Here is a 25,364-nt window from a genome sequence, read left to right as displayed (position 1 = left end):
ATCGTTTTACCCTGACTGTTGGTGTTCAGAGATCGCACTGTTGCTTTGCCCTTCCTGTGAAGGAGCTGTTACTTATAAAATGCTCGGACCAAATTTTGCAGACTAAGGAACTGTCACCGTCGTGCCGGATGACATTATTGACTGAGATTGCGACATGAATTCGAAATTCGCTCTCTCGTTCCCTGCGATGTTGCTGGTGATCTGTCCAATTCTTCTTATCTGGCTGGGATTGTCCGGGATTCAGCGAGGCGACGAGTTGGAAGGCGGATCCTTTGTCTCCCGGCAGGTGGTCTGGCTGGTGCTCGGGGGATTGTTGGGAACGGCTGTGACATTCGTTCCGTACCGCTGGTGGAAGCCGTGGGGCTACCCCTTCTATGGAGTGGTCTTCCTCCTGCTCATACTGGTGTTTGCGTTTCCTCCTAAGAATGGAGCCCGACGCTGGATTCCAGTGGGGCCGATTTCAATTCAGCCATCCGAACTCGCCAAGCTGGCACTGATTCTTTCGCTGGGACATTACCTGATGTTCCGCAAGAATCATCGAACACTGCTGGGGCTCATTCCACCTTTTTTGATGACTGCGATTCCGGTCTTACTCATTCTGCGTGAACCGGATTTGGGGACAGCACTGCTTTTCTTTCCTGTGCTGTATGCCATGCTTTTTGTTGCCGGAGCGAAACGCTGGCATCTGATTGCCACCATATTGGCAGGCATTGCACTGTTGCCGGTGCTTTGGAGCGTGATGTCCGCCGAACAGAAGTCACGTGTCACGGCTGTGTTCCAACAGACCGATGGAGGCAAACCAGAGACTGGAGATGGTTACCACCTCTATCAGTCCAAGCAGTTGCTCTCTCTGGGCGGAATCTGGGGGAGCGAGATGAGCGGGATGCCTGTGGATGACCTGACCGCATACCGTCTCCCTGCCGGGCGAACCGACTTCGTGTTCTCTCTGATTGGCGAGCGCTGGGGCCTTTGGGGAACACTGGGCTTGCTGATCGTTTTTTCCTGCTTCGTTGTGGCCGGAATGACTGTCGCAGCATCGACGCGTGACCCCTTTGGGCGGCTTGTTGCAACTGGGGTTGTTGCAATTCTGACTGCGCAAGTATTGATCAACACTGCCATGACAGTTGGATTAGCTCCAATCACAGGGCTAACGTTGCCGCTGGTCAGTTATGGAGGTTCCAGTCTGGTGACAACTGCGGTGAGTCTTGGCGTTTTATTGAATATCGCCATCTCCCCGACATTTGATGTTGCCGGTCAACCCTTCCAGTTCTCCGACGACGAGAGTTGATGCCTCTCGACGTTGCGCTGTAAGTCTGTGTTCACGCAACCTAAGTCAGAATGTCATTGACAACGATCCCGGCGACATCCGTGAGTCGATAGTCGCGACCGCTGTGTCGATAGGTGAGTTTGGTATGATCCAATCCCAGCAGGTGCAGAATTGTTGCGTGAAAGTCATGAACATGCACTCTCTTGTCGGCGACCATGATCCCGTGATCATCTGACGCCCCGTGAACAATGCCCTTCTTGACTCCAGCTCCGGCCATCCAGCTTGAGAAGACGAAATGGTGATGGTCGCGGCCACCGGCGTCTTTCTCCGCCATGTATGGAGTCCGCCCAAATTCTGTGGTCCAGACCACAAGTGTATCGTCCAAGAGGCCGCGCTGTTTCAGATCTCGAATCAAACCAGCGATGGGCTGGTCGACGTTCTTTGCCAGCTTGGCGTGATCCATCATGTTTCCATGTGAATCCCAGTTGTTGCTTGAGCCAACATCAATGCACTCGACGAAGCGGACACCTCGTTCCACCATGCGTCTCGCAATAAGGCATTGCCATCCAAAGCCGGTTGTCTCTCCTGGTTTGACCCCATAGAGATCAAGAGTTGCTTCGGTTTCCTCTGCGAGATTGAAGACTTCCGGCGCTTCCATCTGCATCCCGAAGGCCGTTTCGAAAGAGCGAATTCGCGCTTCCAACTGGTCATCCTGATGAGTTTCCAGATGCTTGCGGTTCAAGCGATGCAGCAGATCAAGTTCGGCTGACTGGAGATCAGACGTGCTGACACGACGATCAATGTTCGAGATTGGTGTTTTGCCTGGGAAAACTTGCATTCCCTGATGGCAGCCTGGGAGGAAATCATTGTTCCAGATCTGCCCTCGTGCATATGGGGTTGCACCAGTGATCACGACGAAAGAAGGAAGATTTCTGTTCTCGGTTCCGAGTCCATAGCTGACCCAGGACCCCATGCTTGGTCTGGCAAAACTGAAGGAACCGGTATGAATGCCGAGAGTCGCTTCGTAGTGGGCGATATGGTCCCCAGTCATGGAGCGAATGACGCAGACATCGTCGATCACACTCCCGACATGTGGGAACAGGTCGCTCACTTCCGTCCCGGATTCACCATAGTGTCGGAATTCCCAGTTCGGCTTTTTCAGGTATTGGGTGAAGTCGCCAATGGCACCCCGATAATTGTGAACCTGAAGCGATTTATTGTGATCCTCGATCAGCTTCGGTTTGGGGTCGAAGGTGTCGACATGGGAAACGCCGCCCCCCATGAAAAGGAAGATGATGTTCTTCGCTTTCGCCGGGTAGTGAGGTTGCTTTGGTGCAAGTGGATCAGCAGCAGAGTTCGCAGCTGCAGTGCCAGAGACCTCGGCCAGCATGCTGGAGAGTGCAATCGCGCCAAATCCTCCAGCTGCGCGTGAGAGCATCTCTCGTCGTGTCACTGGTCGTTCTGGTGAAAACATTGCTGAAACCTTCTCTCAATTTTCTGCAATTGCTGAAGCTGTTCAGGACGCGTTGAAGATCGGGCTCGAATCAGTCGACGTAGAGGAATTCGTTACTGCTGAGGATCACCCGTAGGCTGGCAGCCCAGCTTTGAACTTCCCGATCGGGGTTTCCTGCCAGTCGTTCTGAATAGCTCTTCAGAAATGCTTCAAGATCGTTGATTTCTTCTGGGGTCGGAGACCGCGAATAGGCCGCTTCATAGAGAAACTGAATTCGTTCGCGGTCCGTTGGGCGTTCTGCCAACATGCGTTTTGCAGCAGCCTGAGTACGTTCATGAGTAAATGCGTCGTTCATTAAGAACAGCGCCTGCAGCGGAGTTGTTGTGGCAACTCGCTGGGCCGTGGTTGCATTCGGATCGGCACCATCAAACAGTGCCAGGAAAGGGTGCCGTTTGATCCGCTGAGTCATCAGATAGACTGACCGCTTGTTTGAAGCGTAGACGGCGTCAAATGGATTGTGCTGGCTGAACCGCCATGACTCAACAGCAGGGAAAGGATGAGCACCACCTGGTGTCAGATCGAGTTCCTTACTGATGAAGAGCAGGGAATCACGGATCGATTCTGCATCCAGTCGGCGGCGTGAATATCGCCACAACCATTGGTTGCCAGGATCAGTAAGGTACGCCTCGTCGTTCATTGTGCTTGCCAGTTGGTAAGCACGGGATTGAAGAATTTCGCGGTGCAGTGCCTTCACTGACCAACCGTTCTCCTGAAATTGCATCGCGAGGTAATCAAGCAGTTCAGGGTGCGATGGTGCTTCGCCTCGGACTCCGAAGTCATTGGGAGTTGGGACAATTCCCCTTCCAAAATGATATTGCCAGACTCGATTCGCCATAACGCGAGCGGTCAGTGGATTTGTTGGAGACGTTAACCAGTCGGCAAGTTGACGACGCCCACTCTCTCCGCAATCCGCAGGAAGTTTTTCGCCTCCAAGAATCTCAAGAAATCCTCGCGGGACTTCTTCCCCGAGTCGCTCTGGTTCGCCTCGAAACTGGAGTCGCGTGTTCGCCACCTTGCCTTCGCGGACGGCATAGACAGTTGCATAGGACGCTTCCTTTGCGAAAGTGTCCTTCTGCTTCTGAATCTCGCCGAGTCCGTCGCGAACCTGCTTGATCTCCTCTTTCATCGCTTCCGCAGTGAGTTCTGTCTTCTCACCTGCTGCGCGGAATGGAGAATATTGAATTGCAAGGTTGTCGATCTGACGTAATGGTCGAACCTTTGAACTATCGGTTCCGTGTGCATCAATCACAAATGAATTTGCCGTCCCATCCCATTTCGGATTCAGCGGAATGTCAGCAAAGTTCCATGTCTTCTGACCATTCGACAAGACACCGGAGAATGTCTGCGACTGCCAATTTACAGCGAACTGCAGGTTGTGCCAGACTCCGATTTCGACTGGGGCCAGCTCGCGTAATGCATCGCCATCGCGAACTGCCAGCGACGTCCCGTTGATGAAGATCTCAACGGATGGGGAGTAATTCGAGCTGTTATCAAGGCTGATCCGGTAGTATCCATCGCCACCGGCATCGACACTCACATTCTTGAAATCAAGGTTAATGTAGAGGGTTTCTTTTGTGTCACGATGGTGTGACTGAGTCGGTCGGCGGAATCCAAAGTTGTTTGAAACGTTTGGAAGCTCGATCACCTGATTCCCCATTGGAAAGACGTTGGTGAACGTGCTTTGATGATTTGGAACCAGATGAACTGTCGTATCTGCCTTCCATGGGGCAGGCAATGATTTCATCTCTTCGAAGGCCCCTTCAAAAGAGAGAATCGGCATCGACTTCTCAAGAATGATACGATCGAACTCGGCCAGTCTCTGTTTGCGTTCCGCGTCTTTCTTCTCCGCTTCATCGCGAGGAATCAGGGGGATTAATTCTTTGGGACGTTGGACTTCTTCAGCGCCTGGGAAAGTGAAGGTCGTGCTTTCAAAGATGCCGTACAACGCGTAATAGTCCTTTGCCGAAATTGGCTCGAACTTATGGTCGTGGCAGCGTGCGCATCCGATCGACAGCCCAAGAACGGACTGGCCCATTGTGTCGAGAAGGTCGGCAATTGTCAGATGGAAGTAATAGAAGTTGGTGTCGTTGTAACCAAAGCGACGCGACATCGCGAGGAGTGTCGTGGCCGTTGTGAGTTCGGAAAACTGCTCTGGAGGAGCATCCTTCGCGAGCAAATCGCCAGCGTACTGTTCACGGAGAAACTGATCATACGGCTTGTCATTGTTGAATGAACGAATGACATAGTCCCGGTATTTGTATGCATCCGGGACAGGGTAATCACTGGCGTCACCTGCGGTATCGGCATAACGAACGACGTCTAACCAATGTCGTCCCCAGCGCTCCCCATATTGAGGCGAAGCAAGGAGACGTTCGACAACGCGCGACCATGCATCTGGACGGTCATCATTGAGGAACGCATTCCGTTCTTCGGGGGTCGGCGGAAGACCTGTCAGATCGTATGTCACTCTGCGGAGAAGAGTCCCGCGATCAGCCAGCCCGTTGGGTTGAATCCCCTGATTTGCTCGCTTCGCAAAAACAAATCTGTCGATTGCGGTTTGGTTCCAGTCAGGGTTTTCGACTGCCGGGATCGTCGGCTTCAGAACCGGTTGAAACGCCCAATGCTCGCGTTGTTCAGGAGTGATATCAAATACGCGTCCCTTCGGAGTCGGCTTGCCCCCGTCTTCATCTTCCTTCGGCCAGGGAAGCCCCATCTCCACCCAGCGGACGAGCTTCGCAATTTCGGCATCTGGAAGCTTTCCATTCGGAGGCATCTCCAGACTGCGATATTGGATCGCCTCAACGAGCAGACTTTCTTTCGGCTTTCCTGCGACAGCGGATGGTCCACTGGCTCCTCCATGGAGCAGCACAGCACGGCCATCGAGTCGAAGCTCCCCTTCCTGTTTTCCCTGAGCGCTGTGACATTCGTGACAGTGCTTGATCAACAAGGGGCGGATCTCCTTCTCGAAGAAATCGAGATCTTCCTTGGTCGGTTCGTCGGCCAATGCAGGCGAAAACTGCAATGCAAACGCGAAGAACCCAATGAGAACGTATCGGGGCAAGTGCCGCCAGTTTAGGAAGGAAATCTGCACAATTGTCTCGCTAGAGCAATTCTCGAAATTGTGTGGCGTACCTGGCACTCTGATGCAGTGTTTCATCGACTGAAACAGGCATTGAGTCTCCAGTTTCAAGTTTACGCTGCCTGGAAAAATCACAATTCCATTGTTGTCTGGCAGGCCTTTATTCTAAGTGAAGTCATCATGTGATTGCACACGATTTTGTCGTTTCGAAACGAAATGGATAAAGGGCTTCGACAGGGCTATTTTGACTTTAAACTCAGCTCGTACTTATTCTCTCCGTCTTTGAAATCGACCGTCTGTGAAGGGTCTTTGAACGATTTCGCAGGATTTGCAAGACTCCATGCACTTGCAGGTGCGTTAACGGATTGTACGTCCGTCGACGCCTGTTCGCCCTTGGGGTTCTTCGGGATCACGGTGACTTCAACGAGATGGAGTCCTTTCGCAGGCCCTTTCTCTTTGGGAATCGAAAAATCTCCGGCAACAATCTCTGCTCCGCTGCTGGGGCCATTGACCCCCTCTGCTGGGAGAAACGTGATGACGCCTGATTGAACTGGCTCTCCATTCAAAGTAATCCGTCCGTTGACGGAGACCTTGGAAACTGAATCGCCGCCTGAACACCCTTGGTATCCTAGAAAACATGCAATTGCGGCAGAGTACAAAAGCGTACGAGAGGAGTATGGTCGCTGAGAAATTTTCATAACCCTGACTTTCAGGAATCACAACCGGAGGAATGCAGAACGAGATTTCAGGTGTGCGTCGAGTTCGCTGGTTTGCGAACTCGATCGGCACCGACATGGCCAATCAAACTGATCAAAACTCTGAAATGACAACTCCATCATTGTGGAGTCCGAGGTTCTGCCACAAAGTTGCATTGATATTCTCGCTTACGAATCGGGCTCCTCCATCAGCCAGCAGTACTTGGACTCCTCCTGTGTGCACACTTCGTGAACTGTAAATCATGTTCTTGTCATTGAAGGGGTTGTAGCTACCAACGCAGGGCATGTCTGTGGTTGTGGTGCACCACGCGGTTCGCAACTGATCCGGGGTTGATGTGTTAGGTGAGTAATTGAAGTGTGTGAATGGCCCTTCCGGATAATGGAGCATGCCACGAGAGTCGTTGAGGTTGGAACCGCGTCCTCCCTTGCGGAGTTCTGAGACCAGAATGGAATTGCTCATCCCGTCTGAGAAGTCCTTGGACGACGTCTTGGAGTTCACTTCAAATGGACCTGCGTCCCATCGCAGCATTGGGCTCGGAGTGCTCCCCACATAACGCAATGGACCAATCCCATTGCTGGCACCATAGTTACCGCGGGTGAGGAAACCGGCGACCAGTGATTTGCTGTCAACATCGGATGGACACAGCATCGTCGTCAAAGGAGTGCTTGTGACTTCGTGGTTGACAGTCCCGGGCGATGCACTGCCTGATCCCAGGCTGAAGTTAATCTTGTTGTAAAGCGCTTGCTGTTCAACGTTGGGCATCAAGAACGTGACCCAGGTGAACTCATTGTGAACAGTTGTCGTCTGGACATAACCTGGCGGCAGGACACCATGAGTGTCGTGGTAGTTGTGCATTGCCAAGCCAATCTGTTTCAGATTGTTCTTGCATTGAGACCGGCGTGCAGCCTCTCTCGCCTGTTGAACAGCTGGAAGGAGAAGTGCGATCAGAATGGCAATGATTGCAATTACAACCAGCAACTCGATCAGTGTAAATCCACGTCTCGGACCATGAACATGCTGATACCCCATTGCAGTCTCCCAGAAAGTCAACGTTATGTAGACAGGATGGAATGAAGTGAATCGAGACACAAAATGCTCGATTAAATCTCTGAACCAAAGAAATGAGCTCGCAAATGCTGCCAATAGATTTATTCGCAGTTGCGGGAAATGAATTGCTTCGATGGCTGCGGGGGGAATACTCCGCAGTCAATGATGAAAATCTGAAGGACGGAGAAGCGCAGCACAGAGTCGCTGCCCTGAACTGCGATGCACCGAGTTCAATCAACGTTGTCATCAATCAGGTCGGGTTGTCAACAATTCAGTGCGAATGATGAACAACATGTGTTTGTTGATTGTTGAGAATAAAACTCCGATTGTCAACAAAACAATAGTTGATCATGCGTTGGATTTTCAAAGAGATCGATACGATTCACTAGAAAAACGGACAATCGCAGCCATTTTGAATGTGAGGAAATGTCGAAATGGTCGCCGCGTGGCGATGAAGTGACTAAATGTTCGCGTGCGATGGATGCCGGTGCCTGCTTGTCGCAGGTCTTCCAGAGAATTGAAACTGAGTCTGAAAACCGCGTTGTTTTGCGAGCAACTGTTGGTGAGAGTCGTTCGGTCAAATACAGAAGTGACTCAGCGTTTCAGATCAGCGCAAGAGGGCCTCTTACTCGGCAGTTCAGTGCAGTGCTATGCATTGCGTCGAGAGACTGACGCGATCTAGCTTCGGACAGGTTTTAACCGCATTCGCGTTCTGAGGAACTCGGAGAGAGCATGTTCCAGCGGAGCGTCTGTTGTTAACTCCAGGAGTTGGATCCCAAGTCGTTCGCAAATTGCAGCTACCTTCGTCTGGTGAGACTGGAACCGCTCCATGTAGCGTTTTCGGCTGATCGCCGGATCGACAAAGACATCGCGTCCGGTCTCGGCGTCGACAAAGAGAGTCGAGTCAGTGAACGGGAAGTCCCGTTCTGCAGGGTCGATGATCTGAAAGACGATGACCTCTTTCCTTGCAGCGCGCAGATAACCAAGTCGTGTTTCCAAATCGTCCAGTTCGCACAGAAAATCTGTGATCAGGACAAACAGCCCCCGCTTACGCACAATCTCGGAGACACGTTCTAATGCGTGATGCAATCCTGTGCCGGAGCCTTCCGGTTGCTTCTCCAGACTGAGTAGCAGGCTTCGCAGGTGACCTGGTCGGTATCGTGCCGGCAGATACTCATCGATCTCGTTCGAGAATCGGAACAGCCCGACTGCGTCTCGTTGTGTGTTCAGAAAATAAGCAAGAGTCCCTGCAAGCGTCTTCCCGTATTCGGCCTTCGTGTACGGGAGAGATCCATAGTTCATCGATTGACTGTTGTCGATCAGCAGATGGCAGCGCAGGTTCGTTTCATCTTCAAACTGTTTGATGTAGTAGCGGTCGCTTCGAGCGTAGAGTCTCCAGTCGAGATACCTCAGGTCGTCACCTGCGGAATACTGTCTGTACTCAGTGAATTCGACAGAGAACCCGTGATAAGGGCTGCGATGCAGGCCAGTGAAGAAACCTTCGACGACAGTACGAGCGCGGAGTTCCAGCGTCTCAATCTGCATCAGAATGGCAGGATCAAGAAAGGAAGGGGGTGGGTAATGGAATCCCGCTGACGCATTCTGATCAGATGCCATCGCCAAGCCCCCTCGTTGAGGAATTAAGTCAGGTCTACTTCAAGACATCTCGACAAACTCGCATGACGTTTCCGCCAACGATCTTCTGGATCTCTTCATCAGAATACCCGCGTTGAACCAATCCGACCGTATACAATGGCCAGTTTGTCCAGGAAATACTTGACTGCTTTGGCCAGTTTCCGCCCAATGCTCCTTCTGGCCACAGCGCTTCGTAACGCGTTTTGCGTTTCCCTCGTGATTTGATCAGCTTGTTTTCTGTCCCAACATTGCGTGAGGTGAACGAGATGTCTGTGCCGATCGCCACGTGATCGATTCCGAACTTCTTCACGACATAATCAATGTGGTCGAGCAGAGCTGTGATATCGCCTTCGCCGCCAAGAAAAGGGGGAATGCAGCAGATCCCGACCAGTCCGCCTGTGTCGCAGATCGCGCGAATCACTTCGTCTGGTTTGGCACGAATATGGTTGCGAACAGCGGCGCAAACCGTGTGACTTGCGACCATCGGCTTAGTTGAAGCTTGAGCCGCTTCGAGGCTGGTTTTCCACCCGCTGTGCGCAACGTCGACAATCACGCCAACTCGATTCATCTCCGCAATTGCCGCACGCCCGAGATCGCTCAGACCTCCGTTCGAAGTTTCCGCGCACCCATCTCCCAGCAAATTGCGACGGTTGTATGTCACATGCATCATGCGAATGCCGAGCTGGTAAAAGATGCGAATGAAGCCCAACTCTTCATCGACTGTGCTGTACTTCTGAGCCAGCGGCACTCCATTTCCCGTGAGATACAGGCAGTGAACGCCCGCCTTCTTTGCGGCCTCGATATCGTCTGGTGTCGCCGCCCGAACAAGAATGTCTCGCAGGTGGTCACCAAGATAAGTGAATCTCGCAAGACGCTTGATCAGGACTAAAGGATCAGAGCCTTCTTCTCCTGCGTTCTGGAAAATGCAGGTGACACCTGCCACCTGCATGGCAGTCTGAAATTCGCTGCGTTCACGAGCATCAAAGATGGCTCGCGTCATTGACATCTCTTCTCGCAAGTCTTGAAGTTCAGCGTCAGGGGCGCCTGCTTCTTCCGCGGCTGCGACCGCTTTACCGTCGAGAGCGACTCGTGGGGCGAATCCGTAAGAATCGAAGACCAGACTTCGCCTGTGGAGTGCCAGCCCTCGTTCGAGTTCTGCCTGCGATGGCTTGAGGATAGAAAGGGCGGAATCGCGATTGCGAATGATCTCTGGATGCTCGGTAATGAGAAGCGGGTCGCGACTGGCATCGCTTGCAGGGGCTGAGTCTTCAGCTCCGTGAGTCGATTTCACCGCCGACGTGGCAGCTAAGAGAGCGGCTGTCGATTGCAGGAACTTTCTCCGACTCCATTCAGGTGATTGAACTTGTTCACGTTGATCCTGGGGGCCCATGTACGCAGGATTCTTTGCCATGAAATTCTCTTTCAATCAAATGATGAGGTTTGGTTTCAGTTCTGCCTTCGACCTGCTTTTTAAATTGTCGCTGTCATTCTGCTGATCCCTGATTGGCGAAAGGCTGATCCAATTGGATCAGCCTCGCTGAGATCAAGTTCTGTTTTCAGACCAGTACGTAACAGACCGCTTCGGTCTATCGTGTGGCCGCGCAGCAGCCTTCCTGAGTGGAGAAAGGCTAAGTTCCACGTGCTAGATACGTACCTTGGTTACTGGAAATGTTCTACGCCTTTTTAGGACGACGCTTCTTCTTCGTGCGGAGCCGACCTCGAGTTCCGGTCATCTTCTTCTTCAGTTCCTTCTTCTTCGGAACTGCTCGTGGAGGTCCACTTTCGTTTTCGTCGTCTGGGCCTCTGCCGCGGAAGAACACCTTAATCGGCACTTCTTTATATGGCAACTCTTCACGCAATCGTCCGACGAGATAACGCTTCCACCCTTTGTCGAACAACGTTGGATCGTTGCACTTCAGCACGATTGTCGGTGGTTCCGTTGCCACTTGAGTTGCGTAGAAGATCTTGCCTCGGCGGTTGCTTTTGAAGCGTGGTCCATTTTGGGCGATGGCTGCTTCAATGATGCGGTTCAGCTGACCGGTTGTGACACGTTCACGCGATTGCTTGTAAACGGACTGAGTCAGGTTGATCAGCTGCTTAATATTGCGACTGTCTTTGGCGGTGATGAATGCAACGGGAACGTGTCGCAGGCTACCGAATGTCTTCAGCAGATACTCTGACCACTTGTCCGTCGTCATCTCTTCTTCGAGTCCAAGATCCCACTTGTTCACAACGAAGATACATGCCTTGTTGAGGTCAAGGATCTCGTCCACAAGCTTCTTGTCGACCTTGGATATGCGTTCCTTGGCATCGAAGAACATCAGCACGACGTCAGCACGACGAATACTCTTCTGGGCGCGGACCAGACCGTAGTACTCGATGTCATTGGCGAGACTTTTTCGTTTGCGAACACCTGGGGTGTCGATGGCAACGAATGACTTGTCGTCCAGTGTGAAACGAATGTCGACGCTGTCTCTGGTCGTTCCGGCAACTTCGCTGACGATCATGCGCTCAGTTTGAGCAAGAGCGTTGATGAATGTGCTTTTGCCGACATTTCGACGCCCGACGACTGCCAGTTTCAGTTCCGGTTCCAAGGCACGGTTCTGGCCTTCGAATTCTTCATTTTCATCGGCGTCAGGCAGCAGTTCGACAATCTTGTCAAGCAGTTCTTTACGGTGTCGATTCCCTTTAACGCTGGTCTGAATCATCGGAGCATCAGCGATCCCGATGAATTCGTGCATCTCCAGGTCCGTTTTGATCGAATCGCACTTGTTGACGACGATCAATTTCGGGACGTCAATCTTGCGCAACTTCTCTGCGACGAGTTTGTCGAGCGGAGTTGCTCCTGTCCGGCCATCGACGACAAACAGAATCATGTCTGCCATATCGAGAGCGAACTCAATCTGGTGTTCGATGTCTTCGGAGAGATCGTCTGAGTCCACGACTCCGATCCCGCCTGTGTCAATCAGGTCGAAGTATCGTCCCTGATGATTCATTAAATAATCGACGCGATCTCGGGTCACGCCTGCAGTGGGATCAACAACGGAAACAAGCTTTCCGGCTTGCCAGTTCATGATCGAACTTTTGCCGACGTTGGGACGGCCGACAATGGCAACCTGGGGAATCGGCATAGCACTTAAACTCAAAAAGATGGCGAAGCGGACGGAGTCTGCGATTGAAAAACGTTTGATTTTACAGAGTTCCGTGAAAATAGCATCACTTGGAACCCAATAATGTCTCAGCAATTACGGTCCCGGTAATCGTCCGGGCGCTGTTCAATATTCTTTCGCTGTCTGCCCGTCTGCGTCAACCTGTGTAGTGGTGCAGGCTTACTGGGACGCTGGAAAGGGCGGTGATCGTATGTTCAAGAGTCATGCAGCAGGGGGAGCGAGGATTCCATGTCAGATTACTTTACGTTCGCCGCCGAACGTGTCGCTTCCGCAGAAATTGGTGCTACAAGTCTGACTGCCTCTGGGTGCAATATCATTTGTCCTTTCAGCAAAAGAGTTTGCGTGTTGTGGCTGCGGCAAGTAGACACTAAGTCTCAATTGAAAAGTCGATCTCACATTTTCGACATGTCTTGTTGTTAAAATGCCTGTCGTGACTATACTGATTGGAGCAAGATTATTCGAAATCAGATTATGCGCGACCAAACAGACCACGCCTTTTTGACGACACTTCATCGGTTGCAACCCGCGACTGTGCAAGCGCTTTGCGCTGCGACAGGGGTGACGGCGACGGCAATTCGTCAACGACTGTTGCGTTTGCAAGCGGATGGATTGATCACCCGTGGAGTCACTCGCGGAAATCGGGGACGTCCTTTTCACGCTTATTCGGTTACGAATGAGGGATTGAAGTCACTCGGTGATGACCATGCAGTTCTGGCTGCCATCCTGTGGCGGGAAGTGAAGAAGATTGAGCCTGGTGAAGTCAGGGATCGCGTTCTGGATGGTGTAAAAGAGGCGTTGGTTCGTCGTTTTGACAGTCCTCAGAGTGGGGACCACGCGGGACCGGAGCACGTCAATTCCATCGCGGATCGACTTTCCCGTGTTTGTACAAAACTGGCAGAGCACGGTTTCGACGTGGATTTCTCGGTTCCAGAATCGAGCTCAGGGTTACCTATCCTCAGAGAACACAACTGTCCATATCACGAAATTGCTGAAGAAGACCCGGACTTTTGCGAGTTCGAGCAGTCAGTTTTCGCAGAACTTTTGGGGACGTCAGTCGAGTTGACGTCATGTCGTCAGGATGGTCACGGGCATTGCGAATTTCATGTTGGTCGCCCGTCCTAATTTAAACTTGATGACGGCCGCCAATTTCGCAAACTGGCATTTGGTCTCAAAGAGAGTGTTGTAAACGGTTGATATTGGACGTGGACCGTCCGTACGAATTGATCAAGACGCGAATGAAGCGTCATGTTGGAGCCGGCGAGTCCGGAGTGAACAATGACTTGGATCGAAGGTCGCTTTGAAGAGAACGTGATTACGACGACTCTCGAACAGGCGATGAATTGGGGACAACAGGCGAGCATCTGGCCGATGACATTCGGAATTGCTTGTTGTGCGATGGAGATGATGGCTGTTGGAGCAAGTCGATACGATATTGATCGGTTTGGTTCAGGAGCATTTCGCGCAACTCCACGACAGGCAGACTTGATGATCGTGGCGGGGACTGTGACTCACAAAATGGCCAGTCGAGTACGGCGGTTGTGGGAACAGATGCCTGACCCGAAATATGTCATTGCCATGGGAGCGTGCACAATCGGTGGTGGTCCGTACTTCAAGTATGGATATCACGTTGTGAAGGGGGTCGATCTGGTGGTGCCTGTTGATGTTTACATACCAGGTTGCCCGCCACGCCCTGAAGCGTTGATCGAAGGATTAATGCGAATTCAGGACAAGATTCGAGCCAGAAAATTGACGAAGGGGACCGAACAGGAACTTCCAGTTCCGCATCATTCCGGGTATGTCCAGAACCCGGAAATTGTTCTCGCCTGAGAACCTGACGGTCTGATCAGTCTGGACGAAAAACGACGTTTGACATCGACAATTTGGAATTGGGCAAGGACAGCTGCCCTCATTTGCTGAACTGAGACGACGAAGATGAACAGCTTGCTGAAGATTGAAGACCTGCACGTGAATGTCGGTGAGACTGAGATCCTGAAAGGGGTCAATCTCGAGATTCGTCAGGGGGAAATTCACGCTTTGATGGGGCCGAACGGGTCCGGGAAAAGCACTTTGGCATACACCCTCGTTGGTCATCCTAAGTACGAAATCACTCAGGGTTCGATCACCATTAACGGGACGAATATCGTCGAGCTGGATCCAAGCGAACGTGCCCGACTGGGGCTGTTCCTGGCCTTCCAGTATCCTGTCACGATTCCAGGTGTGAAGGTCGCCGATTTTCTGCGTCATGCGATTACCAACGTGCGTAATCCAGAACGTAAAGAAGGCGAAGAATTGATCTCAATGCGTGAGTTCCGTACAGAACTCCGCAAGACGATGCAGGAACTGAATATCGATGCGGAGTTCGCACGTCGTTATTTGAACGAAGGCTTCTCCGGCGGCGAAAAGAAACGCATGGAGATTCTGCAGCTCGCCATGCTGAAGCCAAAGTTTGCAATTCTGGATGAGACCGATTCCGGACTCGACAGTGATGCTGTTCGCGTGGTGAGTGAGAGTCTGCAGAAGCTCTCCGGGCCGCACATGGGCGTCTTGATCATTACGCACCATGAGCGATTGCTGGAGTTCAATGTGCCACAGCACACTCACGTGATGCTCGCAGGTCGGATTGTGGAATCCGGTGATGCAAAGCTTGCTCACGAATTACATGAACATGGTTATTCGGGAGTGCGAGCTCGTCACCCGATGGCTGCTGCAGAAGAGCAGGCAGCAGGCCAGAACGAAGCCGCTTCCGTTTAAGACTTGTCACCTGATCGGTGATGATTCAGCAGTGTTCTGATTTCATTTGAATTACATAATCCCGCGTGGCGGATGCCGAGAGTTTGAATCAGGAAGAGCGCCCCACTGGCACATCAGCCGTTGGGGCGTCTGATCCGAGGGCGACAGAAAGCCCTCGGTAAATTTGATTTCCTTTCAAATGGCAATCCCGACTTTCCATCGGAGAACGCAATATTATGGCCCCTACAGATACAATTACTGAAAAAACGCATGTCCCTATCGGGGACTATCAGTACGGGTTTCACGATCCGGTCGATAAGTACTCATTCATGTCCCGAAAAGGGCTGGATGCCGAGATCGTTGCCCAGATTTCGGAGATGAAGGGCGAACCAGGCTGGATGCGTGACTTCCGCCTAAACTCGTTCAAACTCTTTGAATCAAAGCCGATGCCCAATTGGGGCGGCGATATGTCCGGAATTAATTTCCAGGACATCTATTACTATGTCAAAGCGAGCGATAAACAGGAGAAATCCTGGGAAGACGTTCCTGAGGACATTCGCTCAACCTACGAGCGATTGGGGATTCCTGAAGCTGAGCGTAAGTATCTCGCTGGCGTGAAAGCTCAGTACGAATCCGAAGTTGTTTACGGCTCGCTTCATGAAGATCTTGAAAAGCAAGGCGTGTTGTTTACGGATACAGATTCCGCGCTGAAGCTGTACCCGGAGATTTTCCGCGAACACTTCGCAAAGATTATTCCGCCTGAAGACAACAAGTTCGCTGCACTGAATTCCGCAGTGTGGTCAGGTGGTTCATTCATCTATGTGCCGCCAGGGGTCAATATTGAATTCCCATTGCAGGCGTACTTCCGGATCAACACCGAGAACATGGGACAGTTCGAGCGGACGTTGATTATTGTGGATGAAGGGGCCAGCGTTCACTATGTTGAAGGTTGTACAGCTCCGACCTACAGCAGCGACTCCCTGCACTCAGCTGTTGTGGAAATCGTGGTGAAGAAGCGTGGACGCTGTCGATACACCACAATTCAGAACTGGTCCAACAACGTCTATAACCTCGTGACAAAGCGAGCAATGGCGTACGGCGATGCACTCATGGAGTGGATCGACGGGAACCTTGGGTCCAGGTTGACAATGAAGTATCCAGCGGTCTGGTTGATGGAGCCAGGGGCACGCGGTGAAACCTTGTCGATTGCGTTTGCTGGTGACAATCAGCATCAGGACGCAGGGGCGAAGATGGTGCATTGTGCTCCAAATACTTCGAGCCGCATCATCTCCAAATCGATCAGCAAGAACGGCGGACGTTCAAGCTATCGCGGTCTCGTGAAGATTGAAAAGGGCGCGACGAACTGCAAAAGCAATGTCGTTTGCGACGCGCTGATTCTTGATCCTCAAAGCCGCAGCGATACCTATCCATACATCGAAGTGGAAGAAGACGACGTCGCGATTGAGCACGAAGCATCGGTCTCAAAGATCGCTGAAGAGCAACTTCTCTACTTGATGAGCCGTGGTCTGACTGAAGCGGAAGCAAGTGCGATGATTGTGACCGGGTTCATTGAACCGTTGGTCAAAGAACTTCCTATGGAGTATGCAGTCGAGTTGAATCGCCTGATCGAACTCCAAATGGAAGGAAGCGTCGGCTAGACCGGTTCGGCCGTTTCAGAATGGCCCTGGCCGCGATTGTTGACAGATTGTGATAGAACACGACCTCTTTGGTTGGGAAATGGTTTCCATTTTCACCGGCCAAAGAGGTATTTTCTTTACATCAGCAGGTCAGCTGGTACGGGAATTCGAACCGCAAGTCGTCTTGTCTCCTCTATTGAGTTGAGAAGATTGCACAGGGGCGACATGATGGAGCGCTGGGGACTTCAGTGACATTTTGGCATCGCTGGGGTCAGGTCATCGGGCGAATCGAGACGTCGTTCAATTATGCAGCTGCTCGTCCATGAACAGACTTCGCTTTGGACTGCTGAGTTTGAACGGGCCTGTTCCGGACGAACGGGGCTCACCATTCGCTGGTGCCCACATCGAAGTGATCTGTTTGATCATGCCGTCGCGGTCATTTTTGTCGTGCTTGTGTGCGAAGCTGATGATGCTTCGCTGACATTGATTCGACGCCTTCTTCGGTCGAACGCGGACCTCAAAATCTTGTGCCTCGTTTCAGCAGACGTTGACTCGTGGGAACTCCTTGCGCGCGAGTTGGGTGTCGCGGCAATCCTGCCGGATGTCACCAGTAAGCGCCATGTGATTGATCTCGTTCAACAGTGGCTGAAGTGATCGAGCGAAGTCTCGAACCGTCGCGATCGCATGTCGCTTGAGCGAATCCACGTTTTACACATTCTTGCTGCTGTTTCTGACTGGCGCAGGTTCTCGTGCGGCCGCTCAGCAGTCGTCTCGGCAGAGCAAAGGCTGAATTGCGCGCTGGAACCGCCCCATGGTTTCCCAATGTGCTGCCAGTTCTTTATCGCTGCTTCATTCTCGCTGAACTGACATGGTTTGATGACATTATTTGAAATGGTTCATTGCACATTATTTCAAAGAACATCATCGCATCGATTGTTTTTTACTTGTAGCATCGATGGGTAGGTCAATTTTGATGCGTTCTGCACTCAAGCAAATCAGATTTCCCTTTTTCAGTCGTTCAGCGACTTCATCGTCATTCTCAATGAGGTCTGACATCGCTCAGAAGCAGTTCTAGGATTTTTACGGCTTATTGTTTTCGGCCCTGAATTTAAATTAAAGGGGTGAATCGTGCCAAAATTTCAGAATGTCTTGCCTTCTCCTTTCTTAAGCCGGACTAAGTGTCGCCTTTACTCGGCAAGTCCAGCCCGATCTTTAGGCTTCACGTTAATTGAACTGCTGGTTGTCATCGCGATCATCGCAGTTCTGATCGCACTTCTCCTTCCGGCCGTGCAACAGGCGAGAGAGGCAGCGCGGCGGTCTCAATGTCGGAACAACCTCAAACAATGGGGGTTGGCGATGCAGAACTATCATGACACTCATCTTGTCTTTCCTTACGGATATCGCGCTTCTCCGGTCACTCGCGTGATTGCCAACCGCGATGCATGGTTCCAGCGAATTCTCCCGTTCGTTGAACAGACAGCACTCCAAAACGCTTATTGGCAGTGGCATGTCACGAATCAGGCGGCCGGGGGATGGTCAGGTTCGTACTCGACTCATACTCAGGAGACAGGCGCCCCAGAGAAGAATAATGTCGTTTCGGTGGGGGGCTGTCCGTCCGATCCTGGAGCTCCTGGGAGCAATACCGGTTTCCACGGAAGCTATGTTGCTTGTAACGGCGACGGGGACAATTTGATTGATGCTGCAAAGGCAACCGGGATGTTCTGGAATCTTTCCCGAACATCAATGCGAGATGTCGTAGACGGGACGTCAAACACTCTCATGATGGCGGAGATCATCGTACGCAGCACTTCAACTGGGATCAAAGTCTATGGCGAACCCGGTTCTTACTGGCTGGGTGGAGGTTGGGGTGAATACGGATTCACAGCGTTTGAAGTTCCGAATACTTCGGTTCCAGATGTGATTTTTGGTTCGGAGTTTGGTGCGTTGACTTGCAAGGACGACACAAATACTCGCGCACCATGTACCCCGACGAGAGGCACTATTGCGCAGAATTATGCACGTAGCTACCACACTGGCGGAGTGACTGTCTTACTCTGTGATGGATCAGTCCGATTTGTCTCCGACAATATCCATCGACCAACCTGGAGAGGTCTGGCGACTAGACAATCAGGTGAAGTTCTGGGTGAGTACTAGAACTTCACGTTCATTCTCATTGCATATCTGCTTGCTGCCATATTGAATGAGGTCGGGATTTCGTGAGGAAAGGCCGTGAGCTTTGCCTCTTCACGAAGTCCCTTCTTCGGCAGCGACGCTCTGTCTATCTCCCGCAGTTTTGATTCAATTCTTGACCAAGTTTCTCTGGTCTTCTTTTACATGATATCGGTGACTCAGATGAAGATCCGCCTGAACATTGCTTCTCTGTTCATTGTTACGCTCATCGTGTTGACACAGGGCTGCGGCAGTGGATCTGCAAAGCCGATGGGAACCGTGACCGGAACAGTTTCATTGAATGGCGAGCCTCTGAAAGAAGGACGCATTATTTTTCGGGACACGACAGGGGAGGAGGCCAGCGGAGCGTCCAAAGTCGAAGGGGGAACCTACAAACTGATGGTGCCGCCTGCCGAAATGAAGGTGGAAATTACGGCATATCGGGAAGTTCCAGGAAAATTCATGGAACTGAATCCCGGTGTGAAAACGCCTGTCATCGAACAGTTTGTCCCAGCACAGTACAATGCGAAGTCTGAACTGACGGCCAAAGTCGTGGCAGGTAAGAACAATTTCGATTTCTCATTGAACGAAAAGTAGAGCGTGTTGTTGAACACGGAGCCGTTCAGGAGGCATCGAGACTGCAGCCACTTTGGGGTCTGAAACTTCGATGATGCTCTTGAGAATCGATTGCAGTTGAAATATGCACGAGCAACCATTCTGGACCAAATTCTGGCGGCTCGCACTTTCTATTGGACTTTCGCTGCTGGTCTTTGCGGGTTCGTTCTTCGTGCCCGCTGGAATCTCCTCAGGAATTTTCTATCTGGCCGTGCTCCTGCTATCGGTCAAGATGCATTCGCCAGCGGTTGTCTGGCGAATCGCAATTCTCATGATGGTGCTTCGAGTAGCGAATTACTTGATTGTGATCCCACAGAATCGAGAGCAGGAGATCACCAATTTTTTGAACCTGGGGCTGACGCTGTTCGCAATCTGGACGACCGCGCTCCTGGGGACAAGAGCTTCCAAGCGAAACTTGCAGCTTCGGATTGCGAATGAAACGCTGGATCAGAAGGTCCGGGAGAGTCAGCATGAACTCAGAGAAGCAATCAAGCACTTGCAGCAGGAAATCTCCAGACGCGAACGAACTCAGGCGGCGCTTCAGTACCAGAATATGTTGCTGGATGGCTTGATGGATGCGGTGCCTGATGACATCTATTTCAAAGATGTTGAAGGGCGGTATCTGCGAATTAACCGCGCTAAAGCAATTCATTCAGGACTGACCGATCCTGTCGAAGCGATTGGCAAGACGGATTTCGACTACTTCACTGAAGAGCATGCCAAATCTGCACTGGAGGTCGAGAATCGAATCATGCAGACCGGGCGCCCGTTGATTGATCACGAAGAGCAATTGGTCTGGCCGGATGGGTTGTCGAGTTGGGTTTCGGCGACCAAGGTGCCACTGAAAAAAGCGGATGGAACAATCATCGGCACGCTCGGAATCTCACGGGACATCACGAGTCAGTATGAGATTTCACAAACTCTCGAACTCGAACGTGATCGCCTGCGGACACTCATCGATCACCTCCCGGATTATGTCTTTATTAAGGACAAGGAAGGGCGGTTCGTGACTGTGAACCGAGCCCATTATGAATTGTTTGGATGCAACTCCGAAGACGATGTGATTGGCAAGACGGACTACGATTTTTCGTCCATTGAACTCGCTGATTTCTATGCGGCCGACGACTATGCGGTCATCAATAATAACGTGCCGATACTGAGTCGCGAAGAAATTGCAATTGATGCCTCAGGTGAAGAGCATTGGGTCCTCACGACGAAAGTACCGCTGAGAACAATGGGCGGGGCCATCGTTGGTCTCGTCGGGATTGCTCGCGACATTACTCAGCGAAAGCGGGCCGAACAGGAATTGCAGGCCGCAAAAGAGGCCGCTGAAGTCGCGAATCGGGCAAAGAGCGAGTTTCTCGCGAATATGAGCCATGAAATTCGGACACCGATGAACGCGATCATCGGGATGACTGAACTGGTGCTCGACACGCAGATGCAGTTGCAGCAGCGCGACTATCTGGAAACGGTACTCAGTTCCGCTGAATCGCTGATGGCAATCATCAACGACATTCTCGACTTCTCCAAGATTGAATCCGGGCGGCTGGAGATTGAAGATTACCCAATTGAGGTCCGTGAATGGATTGGGGATTCCGTTAAGCCGTTGGCTGTTCGTGCCCATGCAAAGAAACTTGAGCTTGCCTATCACATTGCTGCTGACGTACCGGCCTATGTGCGTAGTGATGGTCTTCGCATCCGGCAAATTATCGTGAATTTGATTGGGAATGCGATCAAATTCACACGGTATGGGGAAGTCATTCTCGACGTCCAGCTTGATCGTATGAATCAACTTGGTCAGTCGAATTCAGACGCTGGGGACTCCCTTGAGCAGGCTCTGCATTTACGGGTCTCTGATACCGGAATCGGGATCGCAAAAGAGCAGCAAGGTCGAATCTTTGAGGCCTTTGAACAGGCCGATATGTCGACAACGAGAAACTTCGGCGGCACCGGACTCGGGTTGGCAATCTCGTCGCGGCTTGTGCGACTCATGGGCGGGAAAATCTGGGTGGAAAGTGAACCTGGTGAAGGGAGTACCTTCCATGTGGTTCTGCCATTTGGAGATGTTCGACCAGATGAAGTGACGAAGAGGGGAAGGGATACAGTCGCTCTGGCAGGCCTCAAACTTCTCATCGTTGATGATAATGCAACGAATCGTCAGATTCTGAAGGAGATGTGTGGTAACTGGGGAATGCAACCTGTCGCAGTCTCCTGTGCCAATGACGCAATGGCCGAGTTGAAGGCCGCTGCTGCGAAAGACGAGCCGTATGAACTGGTGATTACGGACGGGAGCATGCCGGACGTTGACGGCTTCACTCTGGCTCAGCAGATTCAACAGGAAGCAAATCTGTCCAGTGTCCTGATGATGCTCAGTTCACTTGATCGACAGTACGATGTTGAACGATGTCAGGAACTGGGGATTCGGGCCTATCTGACGAAGCCAATCAAACAGTCGGACTTGCTGGATGCGATCGTCTCGGTTCTGGACTTGTCCGGGATTCGGATGGATCATGTGGGCGGACATACGCAGTCGCCACCGCAGATTCAACCACTGAAAATTCTTCTTGCCGAGGACAGTCTTGCCAACCGAAAGCTGGCAATTGGATTGCTTTCACGCTGGGGGCATCAAATTGACGTGGCGACGAATGGACTCGAAGCGGTCGATGCGGTTCGTCACTACCGCTATGACGTCGTCCTGATGGACGTTCAGATGCCGGAGATGGATGGGTTGGCAGCGACGCAAGCGATTCGAGAGTTGCAGAAGTCTCAGAATTTACCACCGGTTCCGGTGATTGCCTTGACCGCCCACGCGATGAAAGGGGATCGCGAACGATGTCTGGAAGCGGGGATGGATGATTATATCACCAAACCGATTCGGCCATTCGATCTGGCGGGCATCCTTGCTCATTATGGGACAGCGGTCGAAACAAGGGGGACGGCATCGGCAGGTTTGACTGCAGCCGATCATACTGGTCATGAAGAACTCTCGACCGATGAGCCTGCCACAGATGCTCCTCCATCTGCCCCAGCGGTGCAGGCCGTCGATTGGTCGGTCTTGTTAAAGCATGTTCAACATGATGAGGAGTTAGCCAAGGACGTTGCAGATGCCTTCCTGGCCGAGTCCCAGATGATGATGCGCATGTTTGATTCTGGATTTGAAACCAGAGACGTGACGAAGTCAAAACGTGCTGCACATACCCTCAAGGGAAGCTTGCAGACATTGGGAGCCCATTCGTCTCAGACCGCAGCTGATCTGGAAGTCGCTCTGTCGGAAGAGAACTGGGATGCTGCTTCGACACTTTATGATCAGTTAAAGAAGGGGCTCGAAGAGGTCGTGCATGAACTCTCTGTCCATATTGGTCGCCTATCAAAATAGTGAGCTTCTGAGAAGAGAATCCTTTTGTTGCGACCCATTCATCAGTTGAATGGATGGCTGTTAAAAAATGAACAGGGCGGAGAAGAATCAGGATTTGATTCGACTCCGCCCTGTCTTCATTCTGACCCGTCCATCTCAGGGCAGTTCCAGCTCAGGAGTTGTTACTTGCTGACTTCCGCACTTCGTGGAATGACAGGAAGAACGATTCGACTTGGATGCTGGGAATTGTGGAACACCGATTGTTGCGCCTTGTGAGTCAGGCGGTGTCGGTTCAGTGGTTCCCCTGTGTTTGGATTCACGTCGAATCGTGGGAAGTTGGAACTGGAGATGTCCACGCGAATCCGATGCCCTTTTTTAAAGACATTGGAAGTCGGGTAGAGCTTGATTGTGTATTCATAGATCTTCCCGGACTCAAGCAGAATCTCTTTCTGCAATGTTTCACGGAAGCGACCGCGAATGATTCCGTCCCCGATGTTTAGGTCAAAGCCACCTGGCCATTCAGTGCTGGTCGGGTAAACGTCAATCAGTTTGGCGGTGAAGTCGGTGTCGACTGCGGAGGTCGACGCGTACAGCTTGACCTCAATTTCACCAGTAACCTCGACATCTTCGGTCAGTGGTTCAGTCTGGAAGACAAGGACGTCATTGCGAGCTGACAAAGGAATCGGATCTTTGAAGTTCCAGACGTGCGGACCTCCTTTTTGATTCCATGCACCCTGCAGCAGGATGTTGTCCCCAGAGGAAATGTTCCCTCCAATTGTCGGGACGGGATTCGACGGATCGAATTCAAATCGAGTCACTGCGTCCTTGCTTGCAGGTTCTGCTGTCGACAACTTCCCTTCTTCCTGCAGATAGAAGTTTGTGTATTGAGTCCGTGTGAGCGGCCATTCATTCTCTTCTCGCCAGTAGCCACCGTGGTTGAGTCGGCCTTTATCATCTTTGGTGCCATCTCCGGTTCCCATCACAAAGATGCGGACGGGGGTGCGGAATGGAGCGGCTTTCCCGACGCTGTTATCGATCCCTTTGAGCCAGTGGTCGTACCATTCTTTTCGCCATGCCCATTGGTCTGCAATCCCTGCGTCTTTACCGAAGTTCACCTGACCATGAGCAGAGGCCTGTTGCTGGCCGTGAATCCAAGGGCCCATGATCATGTAGACCGGGCCTTTAATTGTTTTGCTCAATGCCATGAAGTTCCCGGTATTGCTGGCCGCCCAGGAGTCGTACCATCCAGAGACGAGATAGACCGGAATATCTTTGTATCGCTCCGGGGCATCCATAATGTTGTTGAGGGCCCAAAGCTCACTGTTTGTCCCTGTCTCCATCGCCGGGAGTAACCAGTTCTCGTGTTCCGGAGAAAGACGAAGCGGAGTCAACCCCCGACGCGTTGGCTGGTTCGCAAGATAAGCGAATCGCTGGTCGGACATCTCCTTGAGAGCGTCTGCAGTTACTGGATCCTGCCCGGCTTTGCTTCCTCGACTGGCGTTGATGAAGATCCAGTTCCAGAATCGCATTTCGAACGCACCGGCGTTACGCAAACCGTGCCGACCGAGATTGGACATTGCATCGACAGGGATCACAGTGGCGAGTTCCGGTGCCTGAGCGATGGCCATCATGTGCTGGGTTCCCCCGACATAGGAGGTGCCAATCATGCCGATCTTGGCATTCGACCATGGCTGCTTGCCGATCCAAGCCGCACAGTCGACTCCGTCCGGGCCATCATCGACCAGCATGTGCCAGTTACCTTCGGACTTGTAACGGCCTCGTGTGTCCTGAGCGACGAAGACATATCCATTCTTTGCGTAGTAATTGCCGATCGATTTCGATCCATCCTTGTTATAAGGAAGTCTGGTCAAGATGACGGGCAACGCTTCTGCAACGGGCTTGCCGTCGACAGCTGGCCGATAAATGTCAGTGGCCAGTCGCACGCCATCGCGCATGGTGACCATGACATCCTTTTCAACGACGACATCAGCTGATTGGGCCGCTGCGGATTTGATGACCGCACTGCCAGCAACGAGGCACAGCGCCATCGCCAGGAGTCGGACATTGATCTTCAAGTGCATCAGTGTCTCCAGGGGGGGAAGAGGAGGTAGTACGCGAGGCAAGTGGCACTATCAAATTGAAGATCGGAACATTGAACGTGTTCTGAATTCACATTGAAGACGTTGCGAGCCGATCGAGGCCATTTGACCTCGATGCAGGGTATTTATCAGTGAGGAGATATTCCACCATAAACAACGTTGAATCTACTTATCGTGTGATAAGTCCTGATTCTGGTTTCTATCAAGATGAGCAGAAAACTCTGGTGTGAACTTCTCTCCGGATTCATTGGTGACTTGCGGGAGAGACGCAGGCAAGAACAGCTCGCCTCAGGGCGTCCGCGACAGTGTTTCAAATGGATAAGTCTTGTTG

Annotated in this window: 17 protein-coding genes; 9 read left to right on the top strand and 8 right to left on the bottom strand. The window is 51.9% G+C overall.

The window, feature by feature from the left end; translation table 11 throughout:
• Nucleotides 1-154 precede the first annotated feature (154 nt).
• Nucleotides 155-1,288: an FtsW/RodA/SpoVE family cell cycle protein gene (locus SH527x_RS06275; RefSeq protein ID WP_437193798.1), complete on the top strand. Its 1,134-nt coding sequence runs from the start codon at nt 155-157 to the stop codon at nt 1,286-1,288.
• Nucleotides 1,289-1,328: 40 nt separating this feature from the next.
• Here the strand turns inward: SH527x_RS06275 and SH527x_RS06270 are convergent, their stop codons facing one another.
• From SH527x_RS06270 to der, 7 genes are all read right to left on the bottom strand, one after another.
• Entirely contained in the window at nt 1,329-2,741 is a 1,413-nt protein-coding gene (locus SH527x_RS06270; protein WP_437193797.1) for a DUF1501 domain-containing protein, read from the bottom strand.
• Nucleotides 2,742-2,811: 70 nt separating this feature from the next.
• A complete protein-coding gene (locus tag SH527x_RS06265) occupies nt 2,812-5,871 on the bottom strand; it encodes a DUF1553 domain-containing protein (protein ID WP_437193796.1) in 3,060 nt (1,019 codons plus the stop codon).
• Between the two features lie 227 nt (nt 5,872-6,098).
• The gene (locus tag SH527x_RS06260) at nt 6,099-6,557 is read right to left on the bottom strand and encodes a hypothetical protein (RefSeq protein ID WP_437193795.1); all 459 of its coding nucleotides are present in this window, start codon (nt 6,555-6,557) and stop codon (nt 6,099-6,101) included.
• 112 nt (nt 6,558-6,669) lie between these two features.
• The gene (locus tag SH527x_RS06255; RefSeq protein WP_437193794.1) at nt 6,670-7,605 is read right to left on the bottom strand and encodes a DUF1559 domain-containing protein; all 936 of its coding nucleotides are present in this window, start codon (nt 7,603-7,605) and stop codon (nt 6,670-6,672) included.
• A gap of 696 nt (nt 7,606-8,301) precedes the next feature.
• The gene (locus SH527x_RS06250; protein WP_437193793.1) at nt 8,302-9,240 is read right to left on the bottom strand and encodes a DUF58 domain-containing protein; all 939 of its coding nucleotides are present in this window, start codon (nt 9,238-9,240) and stop codon (nt 8,302-8,304) included.
• Nucleotides 9,241-9,274: 34 nt separating this feature from the next.
• On the bottom strand, nt 9,275-10,669 hold the full coding sequence (locus SH527x_RS06245; protein ID WP_437193792.1) for a dipeptidase: 1,395 nt from the start codon (nt 10,667-10,669) through the stop codon (nt 9,275-9,277).
• A gap of 262 nt (nt 10,670-10,931) precedes the next feature.
• On the bottom strand, nt 10,932-12,389 hold the full coding sequence (gene der, locus SH527x_RS06240) for a ribosome biogenesis GTPase Der (protein WP_437193791.1): 1,458 nt from the start codon (nt 12,387-12,389) through the stop codon (nt 10,932-10,934).
• Between the two features lie 510 nt (nt 12,390-12,899).
• On the opposite strand from der, the gene SH527x_RS06235 reads away from it, so the two are divergent.
• The 8 genes from SH527x_RS06235 (at nt 12,900) to SH527x_RS06200 (ending at nt 22,955) form a co-directional block, all read left to right on the top strand.
• Nucleotides 12,900-13,550, top strand: a complete 651-nt coding sequence (locus tag SH527x_RS06235) for a helix-turn-helix transcriptional regulator (RefSeq protein WP_437193790.1) — start codon at nt 12,900-12,902, stop codon at nt 13,548-13,550.
• 153 nt (nt 13,551-13,703) lie between these two features.
• Complete coding sequence (locus tag SH527x_RS06230) at nt 13,704-14,255, top strand: NADH-quinone oxidoreductase subunit B (RefSeq protein ID WP_437193789.1); 552 nt, start codon at nt 13,704-13,706, stop codon at nt 14,253-14,255.
• 105 nt (nt 14,256-14,360) lie between these two features.
• The gene (gene sufC / locus SH527x_RS06225) at nt 14,361-15,179 is read left to right on the top strand and encodes a Fe-S cluster assembly ATPase SufC (protein WP_437193788.1); all 819 of its coding nucleotides are present in this window, start codon (nt 14,361-14,363) and stop codon (nt 15,177-15,179) included.
• Between the two features lie 215 nt (nt 15,180-15,394).
• Entirely contained in the window at nt 15,395-16,816 is a 1,422-nt protein-coding gene (gene sufB / locus SH527x_RS06220) for a Fe-S cluster assembly protein SufB (protein WP_437193787.1), read from the top strand.
• A gap of 285 nt (nt 16,817-17,101) precedes the next feature.
• On the top strand, nt 17,102-17,449 hold the full coding sequence (locus SH527x_RS06215) for a hypothetical protein (protein ID WP_437193786.1): 348 nt from the start codon (nt 17,102-17,104) through the stop codon (nt 17,447-17,449).
• Between the two features lie 474 nt (nt 17,450-17,923).
• Entirely contained in the window at nt 17,924-18,949 is a 1,026-nt protein-coding gene (locus SH527x_RS06210) for a DUF1559 family PulG-like putative transporter (RefSeq protein WP_437193785.1), read from the top strand.
• Between the two features lie 198 nt (nt 18,950-19,147).
• The gene (locus SH527x_RS06205) at nt 19,148-19,561 is read left to right on the top strand and encodes a hypothetical protein (RefSeq protein WP_437193784.1); all 414 of its coding nucleotides are present in this window, start codon (nt 19,148-19,150) and stop codon (nt 19,559-19,561) included.
• 103 nt (nt 19,562-19,664) lie between these two features.
• Entirely contained in the window at nt 19,665-22,955 is a 3,291-nt protein-coding gene (locus tag SH527x_RS06200; protein WP_437193783.1) for a response regulator, read from the top strand.
• Between the two features lie 161 nt (nt 22,956-23,116).
• Here SH527x_RS06200 and SH527x_RS06195 read toward each other — a convergent pair whose 3' ends face one another.
• Nucleotides 23,117-25,015: a CocE/NonD family hydrolase gene (locus tag SH527x_RS06195; protein WP_437193782.1), complete on the bottom strand. Its 1,899-nt coding sequence runs from the start codon at nt 25,013-25,015 to the stop codon at nt 23,117-23,119.
• Between the last annotated feature and the right edge of the window lie 349 nt (nt 25,016-25,364).

The organism is Planctomicrobium limosum (assembly GCF_051465645.1).
Lineage (GTDB): Bacteria > Planctomycetota > Planctomycetia > Planctomycetales > Planctomycetaceae > Planctomicrobium.
Note: the sequence above shows the minus strand (reverse complement) of the source record. Positions and strands in the feature narration are given on the sequence as shown.

Coding starts and splice junctions, on each gene's coding strand:
- sufC (WP_437193788.1), top strand. CDS start 14,361: ATGAACAGCTTGCTGAAGATTGAAGACCTGCACGTGAATGTCGGTGAG.
- SH527x_RS06245 (WP_437193792.1), bottom strand. CDS start 10,669: ATGGCAAAGAATCCTGCGTACATGGGCCCCCAGGATCAACGTGAACAA.
- SH527x_RS06215 (WP_437193786.1), top strand. CDS start 17,102: ATGCAGCTGCTCGTCCATGAACAGACTTCGCTTTGGACTGCTGAGTTT.
- sufB (WP_437193787.1), top strand. CDS start 15,395: ATGGCCCCTACAGATACAATTACTGAAAAAACGCATGTCCCTATCGGG.
- SH527x_RS06275 (WP_437193798.1), top strand. CDS start 155: ATGAATTCGAAATTCGCTCTCTCGTTCCCTGCGATGTTGCTGGTGATC.
- SH527x_RS06255 (WP_437193794.1), bottom strand. CDS start 7,605: ATGGGGTATCAGCATGTTCATGGTCCGAGACGTGGATTTACACTGATC.
- SH527x_RS06195 (WP_437193782.1), bottom strand. CDS start 25,015: ATGCACTTGAAGATCAATGTCCGACTCCTGGCGATGGCGCTGTGCCTC.
- SH527x_RS06200 (WP_437193783.1), top strand. CDS start 19,665: ATGCACGAGCAACCATTCTGGACCAAATTCTGGCGGCTCGCACTTTCT.
- der (WP_437193791.1), bottom strand. CDS start 12,389: ATGCCGATTCCCCAGGTTGCCATTGTCGGCCGTCCCAACGTCGGCAAA.
- SH527x_RS06230 (WP_437193789.1), top strand. CDS start 13,704: ATGACTTGGATCGAAGGTCGCTTTGAAGAGAACGTGATTACGACGACT.
- SH527x_RS06270 (WP_437193797.1), bottom strand. CDS start 2,741: ATGTTTTCACCAGAACGACCAGTGACACGACGAGAGATGCTCTCACGC.
- SH527x_RS06260 (WP_437193795.1), bottom strand. CDS start 6,557: ATGAAAATTTCTCAGCGACCATACTCCTCTCGTACGCTTTTGTACTCT.
- SH527x_RS06205 (WP_437193784.1), top strand. CDS start 19,148: ATGAAGATCCGCCTGAACATTGCTTCTCTGTTCATTGTTACGCTCATC.
- SH527x_RS06250 (WP_437193793.1), bottom strand. CDS start 9,240: ATGGCATCTGATCAGAATGCGTCAGCGGGATTCCATTACCCACCCCCT.
- SH527x_RS06235 (WP_437193790.1), top strand. CDS start 12,900: ATGCGCGACCAAACAGACCACGCCTTTTTGACGACACTTCATCGGTTG.